General features: G+C 58.5%; 15 protein-coding genes and 1 pseudogene. 6 read left to right on the top strand and 10 right to left on the bottom strand.

The window, feature by feature from the left end; genetic code table 11:
* Nucleotides 1-58 precede the first annotated feature (58 nt).
* A complete protein-coding gene (gene grxD / locus BFP92_RS06875; RefSeq protein WP_010212745.1) occupies nt 59-397 on the top strand; it encodes a Grx4 family monothiol glutaredoxin in 339 nt (112 codons plus the stop codon).
* A gap of 132 nt (nt 398-529) precedes the next feature.
* Here the strand turns inward: grxD and bfr are convergent, their stop codons facing one another.
* Together bfr and BFP92_RS30205 are read right to left on the bottom strand one after the other, a co-directional pair.
* Entirely contained in the window at nt 530-1,000 is a 471-nt protein-coding gene (gene bfr / locus BFP92_RS06880; protein WP_017137040.1) for a bacterioferritin, read from the bottom strand.
* A 201-nt stretch (nt 1,001-1,201) separates the two neighbouring features.
* On the bottom strand, nt 1,202-1,420 hold the full coding sequence (locus BFP92_RS30205) for a bacterioferritin-associated ferredoxin (RefSeq protein WP_083221708.1): 219 nt from the start codon (nt 1,418-1,420) through the stop codon (nt 1,202-1,204).
* Between the two features lie 243 nt (nt 1,421-1,663).
* Between BFP92_RS30205 and BFP92_RS06885 the strand changes: the two genes are divergently transcribed.
* On the top strand, nt 1,664-2,266 hold the full coding sequence (locus tag BFP92_RS06885) for a peroxiredoxin (RefSeq protein ID WP_003172097.1): 603 nt from the start codon (nt 1,664-1,666) through the stop codon (nt 2,264-2,266).
* Between the two features lie 64 nt (nt 2,267-2,330).
* Here the strand turns inward: BFP92_RS06885 and rnt are convergent, their stop codons facing one another.
* Nucleotides 2,331-3,002 (bottom strand): ribonuclease T, encoded by a 672-nt coding sequence (rnt, locus tag BFP92_RS06890; RefSeq protein WP_017137041.1) that lies wholly within the window; start codon nt 3,000-3,002, stop codon nt 2,331-2,333.
* On the bottom strand, nt 2,999-4,045 hold the full coding sequence (gene pyrC / locus BFP92_RS06895) for a dihydroorotase (protein ID WP_017137042.1): 1,047 nt from the start codon (nt 4,043-4,045) through the stop codon (nt 2,999-3,001). The genes rnt and pyrC overlap by 4 nt, the downstream gene beginning before the upstream one ends.
* A gap of 156 nt (nt 4,046-4,201) precedes the next feature.
* Between pyrC and BFP92_RS06900 the strand changes: the two genes are divergently transcribed.
* From BFP92_RS06900 to BFP92_RS06910, 3 genes are all read left to right on the top strand, one after another.
* Nucleotides 4,202-5,110 carry a flagellar protein MotY gene (locus BFP92_RS06900; protein WP_065928909.1) on the top strand — a complete coding sequence of 303 codons (909 nt, stop codon included), beginning with the start codon at nt 4,202-4,204 and terminating at the stop codon, nt 5,108-5,110.
* Nucleotides 5,111-5,239: 129 nt separating this feature from the next.
* Nucleotides 5,240-6,457, top strand: a complete 1,218-nt coding sequence (locus tag BFP92_RS06905) for an argininosuccinate synthase (RefSeq protein WP_003208700.1) — start codon at nt 5,240-5,242, stop codon at nt 6,455-6,457.
* Between the two features lie 639 nt (nt 6,458-7,096).
* The gene (locus BFP92_RS06910) at nt 7,097-7,729 is read left to right on the top strand and encodes a response regulator transcription factor (protein ID WP_056857623.1); all 633 of its coding nucleotides are present in this window, start codon (nt 7,097-7,099) and stop codon (nt 7,727-7,729) included.
* A gap of 85 nt (nt 7,730-7,814) precedes the next feature.
* On the opposite strand, the gene BFP92_RS06915 is transcribed toward BFP92_RS06910, so the two are convergent.
* From BFP92_RS06915 to metG, 4 genes and pseudogenes are all read right to left on the bottom strand, one after another.
* Nucleotides 7,815-7,997, bottom strand: coding sequence for a PA3496 family putative envelope integrity protein (locus BFP92_RS06915; RefSeq protein WP_056857622.1), 183 nt, complete (start codon nt 7,995-7,997; stop codon nt 7,815-7,817).
* Between the two features lie 107 nt (nt 7,998-8,104).
* Entirely contained in the window at nt 8,105-8,743 is a 639-nt protein-coding gene (gene nth, locus BFP92_RS06920) for an endonuclease III (protein ID WP_056857621.1), read from the bottom strand.
* Nucleotides 8,744-9,394: 651 nt separating this feature from the next.
* Nucleotides 9,395-9,781, bottom strand: a pseudogene (gene rsxB / locus BFP92_RS32000) (electron transport complex subunit RsxB); the annotation flags it as partial.
* A 113-nt stretch (nt 9,782-9,894) separates the two neighbouring features.
* The gene (gene metG / locus BFP92_RS06930; protein ID WP_065928911.1) at nt 9,895-11,946 is read right to left on the bottom strand and encodes a methionine--tRNA ligase; all 2,052 of its coding nucleotides are present in this window, start codon (nt 11,944-11,946) and stop codon (nt 9,895-9,897) included.
* Between the two features lie 172 nt (nt 11,947-12,118).
* On the opposite strand from metG, the gene apbC reads away from it, so the two are divergent.
* Nucleotides 12,119-13,213 carry an iron-sulfur cluster carrier protein ApbC gene (apbC, locus tag BFP92_RS06935; RefSeq protein WP_056857618.1) on the top strand — a complete coding sequence of 365 codons (1,095 nt, stop codon included), beginning with the start codon at nt 12,119-12,121 and terminating at the stop codon, nt 13,211-13,213.
* Between the two features lie 494 nt (nt 13,214-13,707).
* On the opposite strand, the gene fdxA is transcribed toward apbC, so the two are convergent.
* Nucleotides 13,708-14,031, bottom strand: coding sequence for a ferredoxin FdxA (gene fdxA / locus BFP92_RS06940; RefSeq protein ID WP_065928912.1), 324 nt, complete (start codon nt 14,029-14,031; stop codon nt 13,708-13,710).
* Nucleotides 14,032-14,173: 142 nt separating this feature from the next.
* Nucleotides 14,174-16,765 carry a DNA mismatch repair protein MutS gene (gene mutS / locus BFP92_RS06945; protein WP_065928913.1) on the bottom strand — a complete coding sequence of 864 codons (2,592 nt, stop codon included), beginning with the start codon at nt 16,763-16,765 and terminating at the stop codon, nt 14,174-14,176.
* Nucleotides 16,766-16,791: the final 26 nt, after the last annotated feature.

Genomic DNA, 16,791 nt, shown 5'->3' on the forward strand with positions numbered 1-16,791 from the left:
CGTTACAATGCGCCACCGTGCCGACCTGTGAGTCGCAAAGTTCCAGCCGAGGTGTTCCATGGATATCATCGAAACGATCAAAGAGCAGATTGCCAATAACACCATTCTGCTTTACATGAAGGGCGCCCCGAACGCTCCTCAGTGCGGTTTCTCCGCGAAGGCTTCCCAGGCCATCATGGCGTGCGGCGAGAAATTCGCTTACGTGGATATCCTGCAAAACCCGGAAATCCGCGCCAACCTGCCGAAGTACGCCAACTGGCCGACTTTCCCGCAACTGTGGGTGGCCGGTGAACTGGTCGGCGGTAGCGATATCATCACTGAAATGGCAGCTGATGGTTCGTTGCAAGCGCTGATCAAAGACGCAGCGGCAAATGCGGCGGCCAAGACTGACGCTTGATCCGAATGCAATAAAAAGCCCCGCTTCTCGAAAGAGAGCGGGGCTTTTTTGTGATCGTTCCCACGCTCCGCGTGGGAATGCATCCTGTGACGCTCTGCGTCACCATGCTCAAGTGGGAAAGATCTTCAGCGCTTATTCACCCATCTGCGATTGCAGGTAGTTTTCCAGGCTGACTTTAACGATCAAGCCCAGCTGGGTTTCCAGCCAGTCGATATGTTCTTCCTGATCTTCCAGGATATCTTCCAGCAGCTCACGGCTGCCGAAGTCGCCTTTGGTTTCGCAGTGAGCGATGGCGGCCTTGAGGTCGCTGTGGCTCTTCTGCTCGAACTTCAGGTCGCTGCTGATCATCTCCTGGGTGTGCTCGCCGATGTTCAGCTTGCCCAGGTCCTGTACGTTCGGCAGGCCTTCCAGGAACAGGATGCGCTTGATCAGCGCGTCTGCGTCCTTCATGGCCTTGATCGATTCTTTGTATTCACGCTTGCCGAGCTTTTCCAGGCCCCAATCGTCATACATGCGCGCATGCAGAAAGTACTGATTGATCGCGACCAGTTCATTGGCAAGGATTTTGTTGAGTTGCTGGATGACTGAGATGTCGCCTTTCATGACTGGGGTCCTGCCCTGTAATAGCTGTGTATAAGGCGGAGTTTGAGCGGCGAAATCTCTAGTGTCAAACCTAAGTTATTGAATAATAAATGAAAATTAATCGGAATAAGAATGTTTGTGTTCCGCGTCTTGGCGCTAACTAATTGAATTACAGGCATAAAAAAACCGGACTCTAAGTCCGGTTCTTCAAAACACGCCTATTTAAGCGTGTATAAATTCTGCTGAGTAGGGGAGCGCGGCCTGGGCTGTTTGCAGCTGCGTCAGGGTTTCCCGTACCACTTGCTTGGCGAGGCAAGCACATTTACCGCACTGGCTGGCAACGCCGGTGGTTTCACGTACTTCCTTGTAGCTGCAGCAACCTTCATAGATTGCTTCGCGGATTTGTCCGTCGGTGACGCCAGTGCAGAGGCAGACATACATAAGGGAGAACCATCGCGGGTTTAAGGCTTAAGTGCGATGGATCTTAATGTTAACGAGAATGATTGTCAAAGTAGATTCGCAGGGTTTTGCCAGGTCCCTGCGGCGCGCTGACGAACGGTTTTTTCAGTGTATGATGGTCGGTCTTCACGAAGCGTGACCGCGTCACAGGCCTGTCGCTTAACTGCGCCAGACTTGGGTCGGTCCTTTTACTTCAATCGTCACCCTTACATCAGGAGATACCCAATGAGCGTACTCGTCGGCAAACAAGCCCCGGATTTCGACGTACCTGCCGTGCTCGGCAATGGCGAAATCGTTGACAGCTTTAAACTGTCTGAAGCCATCAAAGGCAAATACGGCCTGGTGTTCTTCTACCCGCTGGACTTCACCTTCGTGTGCCCGTCGGAGCTGATCGCTCTGGACCACCGCATGGACGATTTCAAGGCGCGCAACGTTGAAGTGGTCGCCGTTTCCATCGACTCCCATTTCACCCACAACGCCTGGCGCAACACCGCCATCAATGATGGCGGCATCGGCAAAGTCAAATACACCATGGCTGCCGACATGAAGCACGACATTGCCAAGGCCTACGACGTTGAGTCCGAAGGCGGCGTGGCGTTCCGTGGCGCGTTCCTGATTGATGACAAGGGCGTTGTGCGCTCGCAGATCATCAACGACCTGCCGCTGGGCCGTAACATGGAAGAGCTGATCCGTCTGGTCGACGCCCTGCAATTCCACGAAGAGCACGGCGAAGTCTGCCCTGCCAACTGGAAAAAAGGCGACAAAGGCATGAACGCTTCGCCAGAAGGCGTTGCGGCTTACCTGACCGAGAACGCCGGCAAGCTGTAAGCCAGGTTCGAAGCAAAAAAAACCGGCCTGAGAAGGCCGGTTTTTTTATGCGCGGGGTTCAACTTCAGTCGTTGAAGTCTTCCCAGCCGCCCATCTGTTTCCAGCGGTTGACGATGCCGCAGAACAGCTCGGCGGTCTTCTCGGTGTCGTAGCGGGCCGAGTGGGCCTCACGACCGTCAAAGTCGATACCCGCTGCCTGGCAGGCCTTCGCCAGCACGGTCTGGCCGTAAGCCAGGCCCGCAAGCGTGGCGGTGTCGAAGCTGGAAAATGGGTGAAACGGGTTGCGCTTCATGTCCAAGCGCGTCACGGCAGCATTCAGGAAGCCCAGGTCGAAGCTGCTGTTGTGACCCACCAGGATCGCGCGTTTGCAGCCATTGGCCTTCAACGCTTTGCGCACACCACGGAAGATATCGGTGAGCGCCGCTTCTTCACTCACCGCCATGCGCAGCGGGTGATCGAGCTTGATCCCGGTGAATTCAAGGGCTGCAGCTTCGATATTCGCGCCTTCAAACGGCTCCACACGGAAGAAATGGGTGTGTTCCGGGAACACAAAACCCTGCTCGTCCATGCCGATGGTGGTAGCGGCGATTTCCAGCAACGCGTCGGTGGCGCAGTTGAAACCACCGGTTTCTACGTCGATGACAACCGGCAGATAGCCGCGAAACCGCTCGGCCATCGGGTGGCGGGAGCCGCCACCACTGTGCTCGTGTTCGTCGTCGTAATGGTCTTCACTCACTTGCTTTCCTCCAGCAGGCGCCAGCGCAGTGTTTCACCGGCGCGCAGCGGGATAACAGTCAGCTCGCCAAACGGCAGGCTGGCAGGGGCGGTCCAGTCTTCACGAACCAGGGTAATGCGGTCGGTATTCGCCGGCAGGCCGTAGAAACGCGGGCCGTTGAGGCTGGCGAACGCCTCGAGCTTGTCCAGGGCGTTGCGCTGTTCAAACGCTTCGGCATACAGCTCGATGGCGGCATACGCGGTGTAGCAACCGGCACAGCCGCATGCCGCTTCTTTGGCGTGCTGGGCGTGGGGCGCCGAGTCGGTGCCGAGGAAGAACTTCGGGCTGCCGCTGGTGGCGGCGTCCAGCAGGGCCACCTGGTGGGTGTTGCGTTTGAGGATCGGCAGGCAATAGAAGTGCGGCCGAATCCCGCCCACCAGCATGTGGTTGCGGTTATAGAGCAGGTGATGCGCGGTGATGGTCGCGCCCACATTGGCCGAAGCCTCGTTGACGAACTGCACGGCGTCGGCGGTGGTGATGTGTTCGAACACGACCTTGAGGGTCGGGAACAGCTCGACCACACGGCGCATATGCTCGTCGATGAAGATCTTTTCACGATCAAACACATCCACATCGCCACGGGTGACTTCACCGTGGATCAGCAGCGGCATGCCGACTTCAGCCATGGCTTCGATCGCCGGCAGGATCTTGTCGATACTGGTCACGCCGGAGTCGGAGTTGGTGGTCGCGCCCGCCGGGTACAGCTTGGCGGCGTACACAAAACCGCTGGCCTTGGCCTCGCGAATCTCGGCAGGCTGGGTGCGGTCGGTGAGGTAGAGCACCATCAACGGTTCGAAGCGGCTGCCGGCCGGGCGCGCAGCGAGGATACGCTGGCGATAGGCATCGGCTTGCTCGGCATTACGCACCGGAGGTACCAGGTTAGGCATGATAATCGCGCGGCCAAACGTGCGCGCTACATCGGCCACGGTTTGGGGTAACGCAGCACCATCGCGAAGATGAATATGCCAGTCGTCGGGACGCAGCAGGGTCAGGCGGTCGGACATTGGGGATTCCAGGCGGGTCAATCTGGTGGGAATGCTACCGGAAAAGACTCTTGCAGGCACTCGCTATCAAGTTTTGCCGCACGTGTCCGATATCCCTGGGTATGCCTTAACGACGTATGACGCTTTGAAGTGTTGTAGAAACCAGTGGAGCCTCCCGTGCGCCAGCATTATCTAGCCCTGCTCAGTGTGTTCGCCAGCCTGCCTGCGATGGCACTCACATTCCAGACACGTCTGGAGAACATTGAGTGGAAGGTGGAAGGCGACCAGTTCGAGTGCCGCCTGACCCAGCCGATCACCGATTTCGGCTCGGGTGAGTTCGTGCGCCGGGCCGGCGAGCAGGCCACATTTCGCCTCAAAGCCTACAGCGGCGCGCTCGGGGCGGGCTCGGCGACCTTGTTGGCGGCGGCTGCTCCCTGGCAGCCGGGCCGTGGCGATATCAACCTCGGTGCGGTGCGTGTCGGCAGTGGTGATGTGCTGTTCAACAGCTCCCAGGCCCAGGCCGGGCGTTTGTTCACCGGCTTGCTCGAAGGGCGCAGCCCCACCGTGCGGCATTACGGGCGTGAGGGCGGCTACTCGGAAGTCCGCCTGTTGCCGGTGAAATTCAACAAGGCCTTCAACGACTATCAACTGTGCACCACCAAGCTGTTGCCGATGAATTACGATCAGGTCAAACAGACTGAAGTCGGCTTCCCCGGTGGCGGTATCGAGTTGGACGCCGCTGCCAAAAAGAAGCTGGATGTGATTCTCGCGTTCATGAAAGCCGACCCGACGGTTAACCACGTCGAGCTCAATGGGCATTCCGACAACAGCGGCAACCGCCTGACCAACCGTGACGTCTCGCGCCGTCGTGCCCTGGCGGTGATGGACTACTTCAAGGCCAATGGCATCCAGGAATCGCAGATCACGATGCGCTTTCACGGTGAAAGTTACCCACTGGCGCCCAATACCAATGCCGCCAACCGCGCCCGCAATCGTCGCGTGAATATTCAGCTCGAACGCGTGGCTACCCCCGCGAAACCGGCGCCCCAGGCCACTGGCCCGAGCAGCGCGGCACACACCTCATAAGGTGCGACCATCGGTCGCCCGCTCGACATAATCTGTCGCTTTATCTTCATTTGCTGTCGCGCCCCTGTAAATTCACGGTTTTGGTCGGTAGAATCGACGGCTTTCCGTACAACCCCGTGGAGTGATGGCATGGCCGACGTAAACAAGGTCGTTCTCGCGTATTCCGGCGGCCTGGACACTTCGGTGATCCTCAAGTGGCTGCAGGATACTTATAACTGTGAAGTGGTGACCTTCACCGCTGACCTGGGTCAGGGCGAAGAGGTCGAACCTGCACGTGCCAAGGCGCAAGCCATGGGCGTGAAAGAGATCTACATTGACGACCTGCGCGAAGAATTCGTCCGCGATTTCGTCTTCCCGATGTTTCGCGCCAACACTGTCTACGAAGGCGAGTACCTGCTGGGTACTTCCATCGCACGCCCGCTGATCGCCAAACGCCTGATCGAAATCGCCAACGAAACCGGCGCCGACGCCATTTCCCATGGCGCTACCGGCAAGGGCAACGACCAGGTGCGTTTCGAACTCGGCGCCTACGCCCTCAAGCCAGGCGTGAAAGTGATTGCACCGTGGCGTGAATGGGACCTGCTGTCCCGTGAAAAGCTGATGGATTACGCTGAAAAGCATGCAATCCCGATCGAGCGTCACGGCAAGAAGAAGTCCCCGTACTCGATGGACGCCAACTTGCTGCACATCTCCTATGAAGGCGGCGTGCTGGAAGACACCTGGACCGAGCACGAAGAAGACATGTGGAAATGGACCGTCTCCCCGGAGAACGCTCCAGACAAGGCCCAGTACCTGGAACTGACCTACCGCAACGGCGACATCGTGGCACTGGACGGCGTCGAAATGACCCCGGCCACCGTGCTGGCGACCCTGAACCGTATCGGTGGCGAACACGGTATCGGCCGTCTCGACATCGTCGAGAACCGTTACGTGGGCATGAAGTCCCGTGGCTGCTACGAAACCCCAGGTGGCACCATCATGCTGCGCGCCCACCGCGCCATTGAGTCCATCACCCTGGACCGCGAAGTGGCTCACCTCAAAGACGAGCTGATGCCCAAATACGCCAGCCTGATCTACACCGGTTACTGGTGGAGCCCGGAGCGTCTGATGCTGCAACAGATGATCGACGCCTCCCAGGTCCACGTGAACGGCGTTGTGCGCCTGAAGCTGTACAAGGGCAACGTGATCGTCACCGGTCGCAAGTCTGATGAGTCGCTGTTCGACGCCAACATCGCCACCTTCGAAGAAGACGGCGGTGCTTACAATCAGGCGGACGCCGCAGGCTTCATCAAGCTGAACGCGTTGCGTATGCGCATCGCCGCCAACAAGGGTCGCAAGCTGTTCTGAGTGCTGCCTTCGTTGTAAAAAATGGCCCCTTGTTCAAGGGGCCATTTTTTTTGCCTGCCTATTATAAAGATAGACGACTTTAAATGCGCGCTGATGTTTAAACGGTGCGTGGCTGTTTAAGGTTTGTTGAATATTGAAGTTGAACAGGGTCTTTTCCGCGCCGGTGTGTTTATTTCCGTACGGTCGAATGAATTTTTTACACCTGCATAGGAACTATATCTGACGGAAAATTCACTACCTAAGTAAGGCGAGTATGTAGGCCGCTGAAACTTCTGTAGGAAATAAGGATGTAAATAGCTATGTTGAATGGAACTAAAACAGTTGATTTTTTTGCCACTGCTCACTGGCCTTGCTACCACAAGCAAGGGGTATTTCCTGAAAGTCATGTGCGGTACATTTACCTTGCACCCGTTCTGCGGTGCATATTTCACTCAAAATATGTACGGCCCCGGAAAGTTCTGAAGGGCTCCATAAAACCGGATGCACCTGAGTTTGTGTTTTTTTGTAGGTTAATTCCTATATCGTTGTGGGTTGGGTCTCTGCTTGCTGTTGCTTGGGGGGGAGCGCTATGCCAACTAGGAAACGACTAGGCTATTGTGCTTGCTCTAAATAATTCGAACAGCGAAATTGGACTTTCTCATGAATAAAGTGCTGATCGTGGATGATCATCCCGTCATTCGTCTTGCTGTGCGCATGCTAATGGAACGTCATGGTTATGAAGTCGTTGCCGAGACTGATAACGGCGTTGATGCGTTGCAACTTGCACGGGAACATATGCCGGACATTGTCATACTGGATATCGGGATACCCAAGCTCGATGGCCTGGAAGTTATCTGTCGCCTGGCGTCTACCAAGCAGTCCGCGCCCGTCAAGGTGCTGGTGCTGACATCCCAGGCGCCCGGCCATTTTTCCATGCGCTGCATGCAGGCGGGGGCGGCGGGCTACGTGTGCAAGCAACAGGACCTGACCGAGTTGTTGAGCGCCATCAAGGCGGTGCTCTCCGGCTACAGCTATTTCCCCAACCAGGCGCTCAACTCGGTACGCTCGACCATGGGCAATGCCAGCGAGGCGGACATGGTTGAACGCCTGTCGGGTCGCGAGATGATGGTGCTGCAGCAACTGGCCCGAGGCAAAACCAACAAGGAAATCGCCGATGGCATGTTCCTGAGCAACAAAACCGTCAGCACCTACAAGACCCGGCTGTTACTCAAGCTCAATGCACGCTCCCTCGTCGACCTGATCGAGCTGGCCCAGCGCAACGGCCTTGTGTAGACGCGGGTGCGGTTGTGCCCTAAAACCCGAATAACCGGCAAAAAAAAGCCTCCGTCAGGGAGGCTTCCGGCCGTCAGCGCATCGATCAGAGGTCGAAGTCGTAATCGGCCAGTTGTTTTTGCAAGCGTCGCTCTTCCAGCAGGTTGTCGATAGTGCGGCGTTTGCTCAAATTGGTCTTGGCCACCTCTGCCACAGGGGCGTCCCCTTCGTCATCCGCCACTTCAACGAGATCGTCTTCTACATCCAGTTGTTCTTTGCCAGTGCTCATAAGGTTAACTCCAGGCTAAGACTGCCGTTGGCGCTCCTTATAACGATAATCCACGAACGGGTAAAAAAGATTTTTTCAATCGACTGATCGAGAAAACCAATGAACCCTCAATCGTCCGAGGTTTTGTCCTTGTATTCGCACAGGTCTTCGATCCGGCAACTTCCGCAGCGAGGCTTGCGGGCCTGGCATACGTAGCGCCCGTGCAGGATCAGCCAGTGGTGGGAGTCGAGCAGATAAGGCTTGGGTACAAACTTCATCAACTGCTTTTCGACCTCGACCACGTTCTTGCCACGCGCGATGCCGGTGCGGTTGCTGACGCGGAAAATATGCGTGTCCACTGCCATGGTCAGTTGCCGGAACGCGGTATTGAGCACCACGTTAGCGGTTTTGCGGCCTACGCCCGGAAGTGCCTCCAGAGCTTCGCGGGTTTGCGGTACTTCACTGCCGTGCAATTCAACCAACAGGCGGCAGGTCTCAATGACGTTCTTGGCCTTGCTGTTGTACAGGCCGATGGTTTTGATGTATTCCGACAAACCGTCCACACCCAGGGCGTAAATGGCGGCTGGCGTATTGGCCACCGGGTACAACTTGGCCGTAGCCTTATTGACGCCAACGTCGGTGGATTGTGCCGACAGGATCACCGCGATCAGCAACTCGAACGGCGACGAGTAGGCCAGCTCGGTCTTGGGTTCCGGATTGTCTTCGTGAAACCTGCGGAAAATTTCCAGGCGTTTTGCGGCATTCATGGGGCGGGTGGTTCCTTGCAGGCGATCAGCGGGATTGTAGCCATACACACAGCAGGGTTTATTTTCGGTTTAAGCGCTGTTATGAGCATCCACTTGGCGTTGTGCGTCATCGAGTTTGCTTTGCGCCTCGGCCAATTGCTCCGGGTCGGCGTTTAGATTCTGGGCTTTGTGCAATTCTGCGCGACGCATGGCCAGTTGGATTTTAGCGCGCTTGAGGTCGGCGCTGTTACTGGGCGCAACTGCTGGCGCCGGCGTGCCATGTACTTCCAGGGCGGCCAGCGCCTGCTCCGCCGCTTCGAACTGCTGTTGCAGCACGATCAACTGCGATTGCTGCTCAAAGGTCGGTGGATGTCCAAATGCCTTGAGGGATTTATGCAGTTGGGCACGGCTCATGGCAACGGCGATTTTGGCTTTCTTGACCGCTGTATCCCGGGCCGCTTGGGTGTCATCGGCTGCAACGGGGGCAGCCGGCGGTGCCGAACGGTTAGCCCGCGCCAGGCGCTCGGCGAGCTTATGCGCCTCCTCGCGTTGCAGCCGCGCATTGCGTTGTTCAAAGCGCCGCCGCGCGCGGTCGCGCTTGAGGGCGCGTGCCTGATATTGCCGATCATTGCTGGCCAGGCCGCCGACAATCGCCAGCACAGCGGTCGCCGGGCGCATTTCGATGCAGTCCACAGGGCAGGGCGCAACACACAGGTCGCAGCCGGTGCATTCATCCATGATCACGGTGTGCATCAACTTGGCCGCGCCGACAATCGCATCCACCGGGCACGCCTGGATGCACTTGGTGCAGCCAATGCACTCGGCTTCGCGAATGTAGGCCACCTGGGCCGGGGCTTCACCGCGACTGGCGTCCAGTTCCAACACCGGCACGCGCAACAGGTGGGCCAGGCCCGCAATGGTTTCCTGCCCACCGGGCGGGCACTTGTTGATCGCCTCGCCCTGGGCGATGCCCTCGGCGTAAGGCTTGCAACCCGGATGCCCGCATTTACCGCATTGGGTCTGCGGCAGCAGCGCGTCGATACGTTGAATCAGAGTCATGGGGTGATCATTGGCATGCCGGTTAAACAAACAGAGGCTGATTATCCGGCAAGCTGGAAAAGGGGACTAGCTGAAAAGCCCTGTCGCCGAAACGACAGGGCTGTTTTGCAGGCTTACTTGATACGCTGACCCGGCTTGGCGCCGCTGTCAGGGCTCAACAGGTAGATCTCTTCGCCGCCAGGGCCCGCTGCCATCACCATGCCTTCGGAGATACCGAACTTCATTTTGCGTGGCTTGAGGTTGGCGATCATCATGGTCAGGCGGCCGTCGAGCTTGGACGGGTCCGGGTAGGCGCTCTTGATGCCGGAGAACACGTTACGTTGCTCGCCACCCAGGTCCAGGGTCAGGCGCAGCAGCTTGTCGGCACCTTCTACGGCCTCGGCCTTGACGATCAGCGCAACGCGCAAATCCACGGCGGCGAAGGTGTCGAAGTCGATTTCCGCCGAAATCGGATCCTTGGCCAGCTCACCGTTACCGGCGGGCGCAGCCGAACCGGTGTCGGTCTGGCTGGCGACCAGGTCTTCTTTCGATGCATCGGTCATGGCCTGGACTTTCACCGGGTCGATACGCGTCATCAACGGCTTGAACTCGTTCAACTGATGATTGCTGAGCAGGGTGGCGTGGTCGTTCCAGTTCAGCGGCGCGACGTTGAGGAACGCCTCGGCATCAGCGGCCAGCAATGGCAGCACCGGCTTGAGGAAAATCACCAACTGACGGAACAGGTTGACGCCCGTGGCGCAGATCGCCTGGACCTCCGCCTGCTTGCCTTCCTGCTTGTTCAGCGACCACGGCGCCTTGTCGGCGATGCAGGCGTTGGCGCGGTCGGCCAGGCCCATGATCTCGCGCATGGCGCGGGCGAAGTCGCGGGCTTCATAGGCATCGGCAATGCTGGGCGCGGCGGCCAGGAAGGCTTCGGTCAGCTCCGGTGCGGCGTTTTCAGCCACCAGCACACCGGCATTGCCCTTGTGGATAAACCCGGCGCAACGGCTGGCGATATTGACCACTTTACCGACCAGGTCCGAGTTGACCTTCTGCACGAAGTCTTCCAGGTTCAGGTCCAGGTCGTCGACGCCACGGCCAAGCTTGGCGGCGTAGTAGTAGCGCAGGTATTCCGGCGACAGGTGGTCCAGGTAAGTGCGCGCCTTGATAAAGGTGCCACGGGATTTGGACATTTTCTGGCCATTGACCGTCAGGTAGCCGTGCACGGCGATGCCGGTCGGCTTGCGATAGCCCGAGCCTTCGAGCATGGCCGGCCAGAACAGCGCGTGGAAGTTGACGATGTCCTTGCCGATGAAGTGGTACAGCTCGGCGGTGGAATCCTTGGCCCAGTACGCATCGAAGTCCAGCTCCGGCGTGCGGTCGCAGAGGTTCTTGAAGCTGGCCATGTAGCCAATCGGCGCGTCCAGCCACACATAGAAGTACTTGCCCGGCTCGCCCGGGATCTCGAAGCCGAAGTACGGCGCATCGCGGGAGATGTCCCACTGCTGCAGGCCGCTGTCGAGCCATTCGGAGAGTTTATTGGCCACGGCGTCCTGCAAGGTGCCGCTGCGGGTCCAGGTTTGCAGCATCTGCTGGAAATCCGGGAGCTTGAAGAAGAAGTGCTGGGAATCCTTGAGCACCGGAGTGGCGCCGGAGATTGCCGACTTCGGGTTCTTCAAGTCAGTCGGTGCATAGGTCGCACCACATTTTTCGCAGTTGTCGCCGTACTGGTCTTCGGTGCCGCATTTAGGGCAAGTGCCCTTGATGAAGCGGTCGGCCAGGAACATTTTCTTTTCCGGGTCGAAATACTGGGTCACCGAACGCTGGTCGATGTGCCCGGCTTCTTTCAGGCGCAGGTAGATCTGGCTCGACAGCTCGCGGTTTTCTTCGGAGTGGGTCGAGTGGAAGTTGTCGAAGTCCACCAGGAACTCGGCAAAGTCGGCGCTGTGTTCAGCCTGCACATTGGCGATCAGTTGTTCCGGGGTGATGCCTTCCTTCTCGGCGCGCAACATGATGGCCGAACCGTGGGCGTCGTCCGCGCAGACATAAATGCATTGGTTGCCGCGATGCTTCTGGAAGCGCACCCACATATCGGTCTGGATGTACTCAAGCATATGGCCAAGATGGATGGAACCATTGGCATAGGGCAGGGCGCTGGTGACGAGGATCTTGCGTGGCTCGGACATGGGGCTCGGCTACTTGATGAAACGGAGGTCGGCCACTATAAAGCGCCGGGAAATATATTTCACCCCGTGGTGCTGTTTCTGAATCTTCCCAGGCCTCGAAAGCATGCCGCTGGGCGGCCGGAACGGTTAGGATAGCCGCCTGTTTCAGTCAGTCTTTTTTCGGGAGTAGCCCATGAGCGCCGTCAATCGCGCAGCGGTGGAAGCCGTTCTTCGCCAGTACACCGACCCTTATTTGAACCAGGACCCGGTCAGTGCCGGCTGCGTGCGAGCCATCGAGGTCCAGGGCGACCAGGTGTCGGTCCAGTTGGAACTGGGCTATGCCGCCGGTTTGTTCAAGAGTGGTTGGGCGCAGATGCTGCAAATGGCCATTGAAGGCCTGGACGGCGTGCGTTCGGCCAAGGTCGACATCCAGTGCGTGATCGCCGCGCACAAGGCCCAGGCGCAGATCCCGGGCCTGGCCAACGTCAAGAATGTTATCGCGGTGGCCTCCGGCAAGGGCGGCGTGGGTAAATCCACCACCGCCGCCAACCTGGCGCTGGCGCTGGCCCGAGAAGGTGCACGCGTGGGCATCCTCGACGCTGATATCTACGGCCCAAGCCAGGGCGTGATGTTCGGCATCGCCGAAGGCACGCGGCCCAAGGTCAAGGACCAGAAGTGGTTTGTGCCAATTGAGTCGCTGGGCGTGGAAGTTATGTCCATGGCGTTCCTCACCGACGACAACACACCGATGGTCTGGCGCGGGCCGATGGTTTCCGGCGCCTTGCTGCAACTGGTTACCCAGACCGCTTGGGGCGACCTCGATTACCTGGTGATCGACATGCCGCCAGGCACCGGCGATATCCAGCTGACCCTGGCGCAAAAGGTGCCGGTGGCCGGTTCGGTGATCGTGACCACGCCTCAGGACCTGGCGCTGCTGGATGCCAGAAAAGGTGTGGAGATGTTCCGCAAGGTCAACATCCCGGTGCTGGGCGTTGTTGAAAACATGGCGGTACACATCTGCTCCAACTGCGGCCACGCCGAGCATTTGTTCGGCGAGGGCGGCGGCGAGAAGTTGGCGACCCAATACGGGGTTGAGTTGCTGGCGTCGTTGCCGCTGGCGATGGAAATTCGTGAGCAGGCCGACGGCGGCAAGCCCACCGTGGCCGCCGAGCCTGATGGGCCGATTGCTATGGTGTATCAGGAACTGGCCCGTCATGTGGGCGCGCGGATCGTCCTGCAGGAAGCCGCGGCACCGGCAATGCCGACCATCACCGTCAGCGACGACTGAGCCTGCTGAAGGAAAACAGCCTCGGCATTGTCGGGGCTTTTTTATGCCTGCCGATCAGTCAACGGTTGCGAATCATGCGTTTACGCAATTGCGCGTGTAAGCATTTGCTTACTTTCTCGTAAGTGTTTGGTTTTTTTACCAGGCATGTCCATCTCGAAACGGCGAAAGATTTTTCTATCCTTTTGAAAAATAACAAATATTTATACTTGAATGAGCGTTCAAGTCTGTCAGCCGATCAGTTGGATCCCGTTGAACTTCCCTCGGAACTCTCTAAGATCAGCCCTGTGTCCACGGATTGGCACAGCCATCAAGGAACGATGGTTGAAGGAACGTCGCAGGAAGCGATTCATCAGGATGATGAAAAGGAATACAGGGACTAGGGAAAAAATGTGGGCGGGTCATACCGCCCCTTTTTTTTGCCTGCAGAAAAGTGAAACCGACCACCCGCAAACGCAAAAAGGCCCGCAAGGGGCCTTTTCGATGCAGCAAGTTGATCAGCGTTCCAGATCGGCGATCTTGCCTGGCTTGCCATCCCACTCTTTAGCGTCTGGCAGCGCATCTTTACGCTCTGTGATGTTTGGCCAAATGTCAGCCAACTCCTGGTTCAATTCGATAAAGTTTTCCATACCCGCCGGGATTTCATCTTCGGAGAAGATCGCATTGGCCGGGCACTCTGGTTCACACAGGGCGCAGTCAATGCACTCATCCGGGTGGATAACCAGGAAGTTCGGGCCTTCGTAGAAGCAGTCCACCGGACACACTTCGACGCAGTCGGTGTACTTGCACTTGATGCAGTTGTCGGTAACGACGAAGGTCATTTCTAATTTTCTCCTCAGGCGGCGGCAGCGAAACCCTGTGTGGCAGGGCTCGCGAGGTTCGGGAGCGATAGTCTGCAGGCCAGGCTAATAACCCGCAGCATCCCAAACCGCGCGAGAGTCTACCAGCTTGCAAGCCTGTGCGTTATATCCGAACTTGCAGTGCATATAACATTTCGAGCGCTTTACGCGGCGTCAAGCCGTCCAGGTCAAGCTTTGCCAGCTCATCCAGCACCGGATGGGGCAGGCTGGCGAACATATCACTCTGGTGCGGCGCGCTGGGTTTGCTGCTGGCTTTGGCCTGGCTCGCCACGGGAATCTCGTGGGGCAGGGCGGTTTCTTCCAGACGGCTCAAGTGTTCACGGGCGCGGGTGATGACTTGCGCGGGCACCCCCGCCAACTGCGCCACGGCCAAGCCGTAACTCTGGCTCGCCGGCCCCGGCAGCACGTGGTGCAGGAACACGATGCGCTCGTTGTGCTCAGTGGCATTGAGATGCACGTTGGCCACCAGCGGCTCGCTTTCCGGCAATACCGTCAGTTCGAAATAGTGCGTGGCGAACAGCGTATAGGCGCGCAAATGCGCCAAACGCTCGGCCGCCGCCCACGCCAGCGACAGACCATCGAAGGTGCTGGTGCCGCGCCCCACTTCGTCCATCAGCACCAGGCTGCGTTCGGTGGCGTTGTGCAGGATGTTGGCGGTTTCGCTCATTTCCACCATAAAGGTCGAACGCCCACCGGCCAGGTCATCACTGGAACCGATCCGGGTGAAGATGCGGTCCACCAGCGACAACTCGCAACTGGCTGCCGGCACAAAGCTGCCGATGTGCGCCAGTAACACGATCAATGCGGTCTGGCGCATGTAGGTGGATTTACCACCCATGTTGGGACCGGTGATCACCAGCATGCGCGTGTCGTCATCCAGCGACAGGTCGTTGGCCACGAACGGCGTGGTCAGCACCTGCTCCACCACCGGGTGACGCCCCTGCACGATACGCATGCATGGCTCACTGACAAAACGCGGGCAGTTCAGGTCAAGGTTCAGCGCACGCTCGGCCAGGTTGCTCAGCACATCCAGTTCCGCCAGGGCGGCGGCGGTGTCTTGCAGCGGCGCCAGGCGGCTGATCAAATCTTCGAGCAACGCTTCATACAGCATCTTTTCGCGCGCCAGGGCACGGCTCTTGGCCGACAGGGCCTTGTCTTCGAACTCTTTAAGCTCCGGCGTAATGAAACGCTCGGCGCCTTTGAGGGTTTGGCGACGCTGATAATCAATCGGCGCCGACTCGGCCTGCTTGCTCGGCAACTCAATAAAGTAGCCGTGTACGCGGTTGTAGCCGACCTTCAAGTTGGCCAGGCCGGTGCGGGCTTTTTCGCGGGCTTCCAGGTCAATCAGGAACTGCCCGGCGTTTTCGCTCAGGGACTGCAGCTCGTCCAGCTCGCTGTCGTAACCGGTTTTAAGCACACCGCCGTCACGAATGATCGCCGGCGGGTTGTCGATAATGGCTTTTTCCAGCAGCGCCGCGAGGTCCGGGTAAGTGCCGGCCGTGACGGCGAGTTGTTGCAGGTGCGGCGTGTCCAGCTCGGTCATCGCCATTTGCAGCTGCGGCAGCGCGCTCAAGGCATCGCGCAGGCGCGCCAGGTCACGTGGCCGCGCATTGCGCAGGCCGATCCGCGCCAGGATGCGCTCGATATCGCCGATTTCCTTGAGCTGCGGCTGCAGGTTCTCAAAACGATAGCGATCCAGCAGGCAAGTAATTGATGTCTGGCGCGCTTGCAGCACGGTCAGGTCGCGCAGCGGACGGTTCAACCAGCGGGTCAACAAGCGGCTGCCCATGGCGGTCTGGCAACGGTCGACCACCGACTGCAGCGTGTTGTCACGGCCACCGGCCAGGTTGGTGTCCAGCTCCAGGTTGCGACGGCTGGCGCCATCGAGCACCACAGTGTCATCCAGGCGTTCATGGCGCAGGCTGCGCAAATGCGGCAGGGCGGTGCGCTGGGTTTCCTTGGCATAGCTGAGCAAGCAACCGGCGGCGCCGATGGCCAGGGTCAGGGTTTCGCAGCCGAAGCCTTTAAGGTCCTGCACCGAGAACTGCTGGCACAGACTTTTCAGCGCCGTGTCGCGCTCAAAATCCCACGGCGCACGACGCTTGGTCCCACGGCGCTTTTCCGCCGGTAAATCCTTGGGCCAATCATCCGGAATCAACAACTCCACCGGATTGATGCGCTCCAACTCCGCCAGCAGGTTCTCCCAACCCTTGATCTCCAGCACGCTGAAATTGCCGCTGGTGATATCCAGCACCGACAGGCCGAACAAACGCTCATCGCCCAACACCGCAGCGATCAGGTTGTCACGACGCTCATCCAGCAACGCCTCATCACTCACCGTGCCCGGCGTAATAATGCGCACTACCTGACGTTCCACCGGCCCTTTGCTGGTGGCCGGATCGCCGATCTGCTCACAGATCACCACCGACTCGCCGAGCTTCACCAGCTTGACCAGGTAGCCTTCCAACGAATGGTAAGGAATCCCACACATCGGAATCGACTGCCCCGCCGACTGCCCGCGCGCGGTCAGGGTGATGTCCAGCAGCTTGGCGGCCTTTTTCGCGTCTTCGTAGAAGATCTCGTAGAAGTCGCCCATGCGATAGAACATCAACTGATCAGGGTGCTGGTTTTTCAGGCGCCAGTACTGCTGCATCATTGGAGTGTGGGAAGACAGATCGGAGGTGTTTTTACTCATCAGATAGTTAGCAAATTCGTTGAAAG

Origin of the sequence: Pseudomonas sp. 58 R 3 (genome assembly GCF_900006605.1) — a bacterium.
GTDB classification, from domain to species: domain Bacteria; phylum Pseudomonadota; class Gammaproteobacteria; order Pseudomonadales; family Pseudomonadaceae; genus Aquipseudomonas; species Aquipseudomonas salomonii.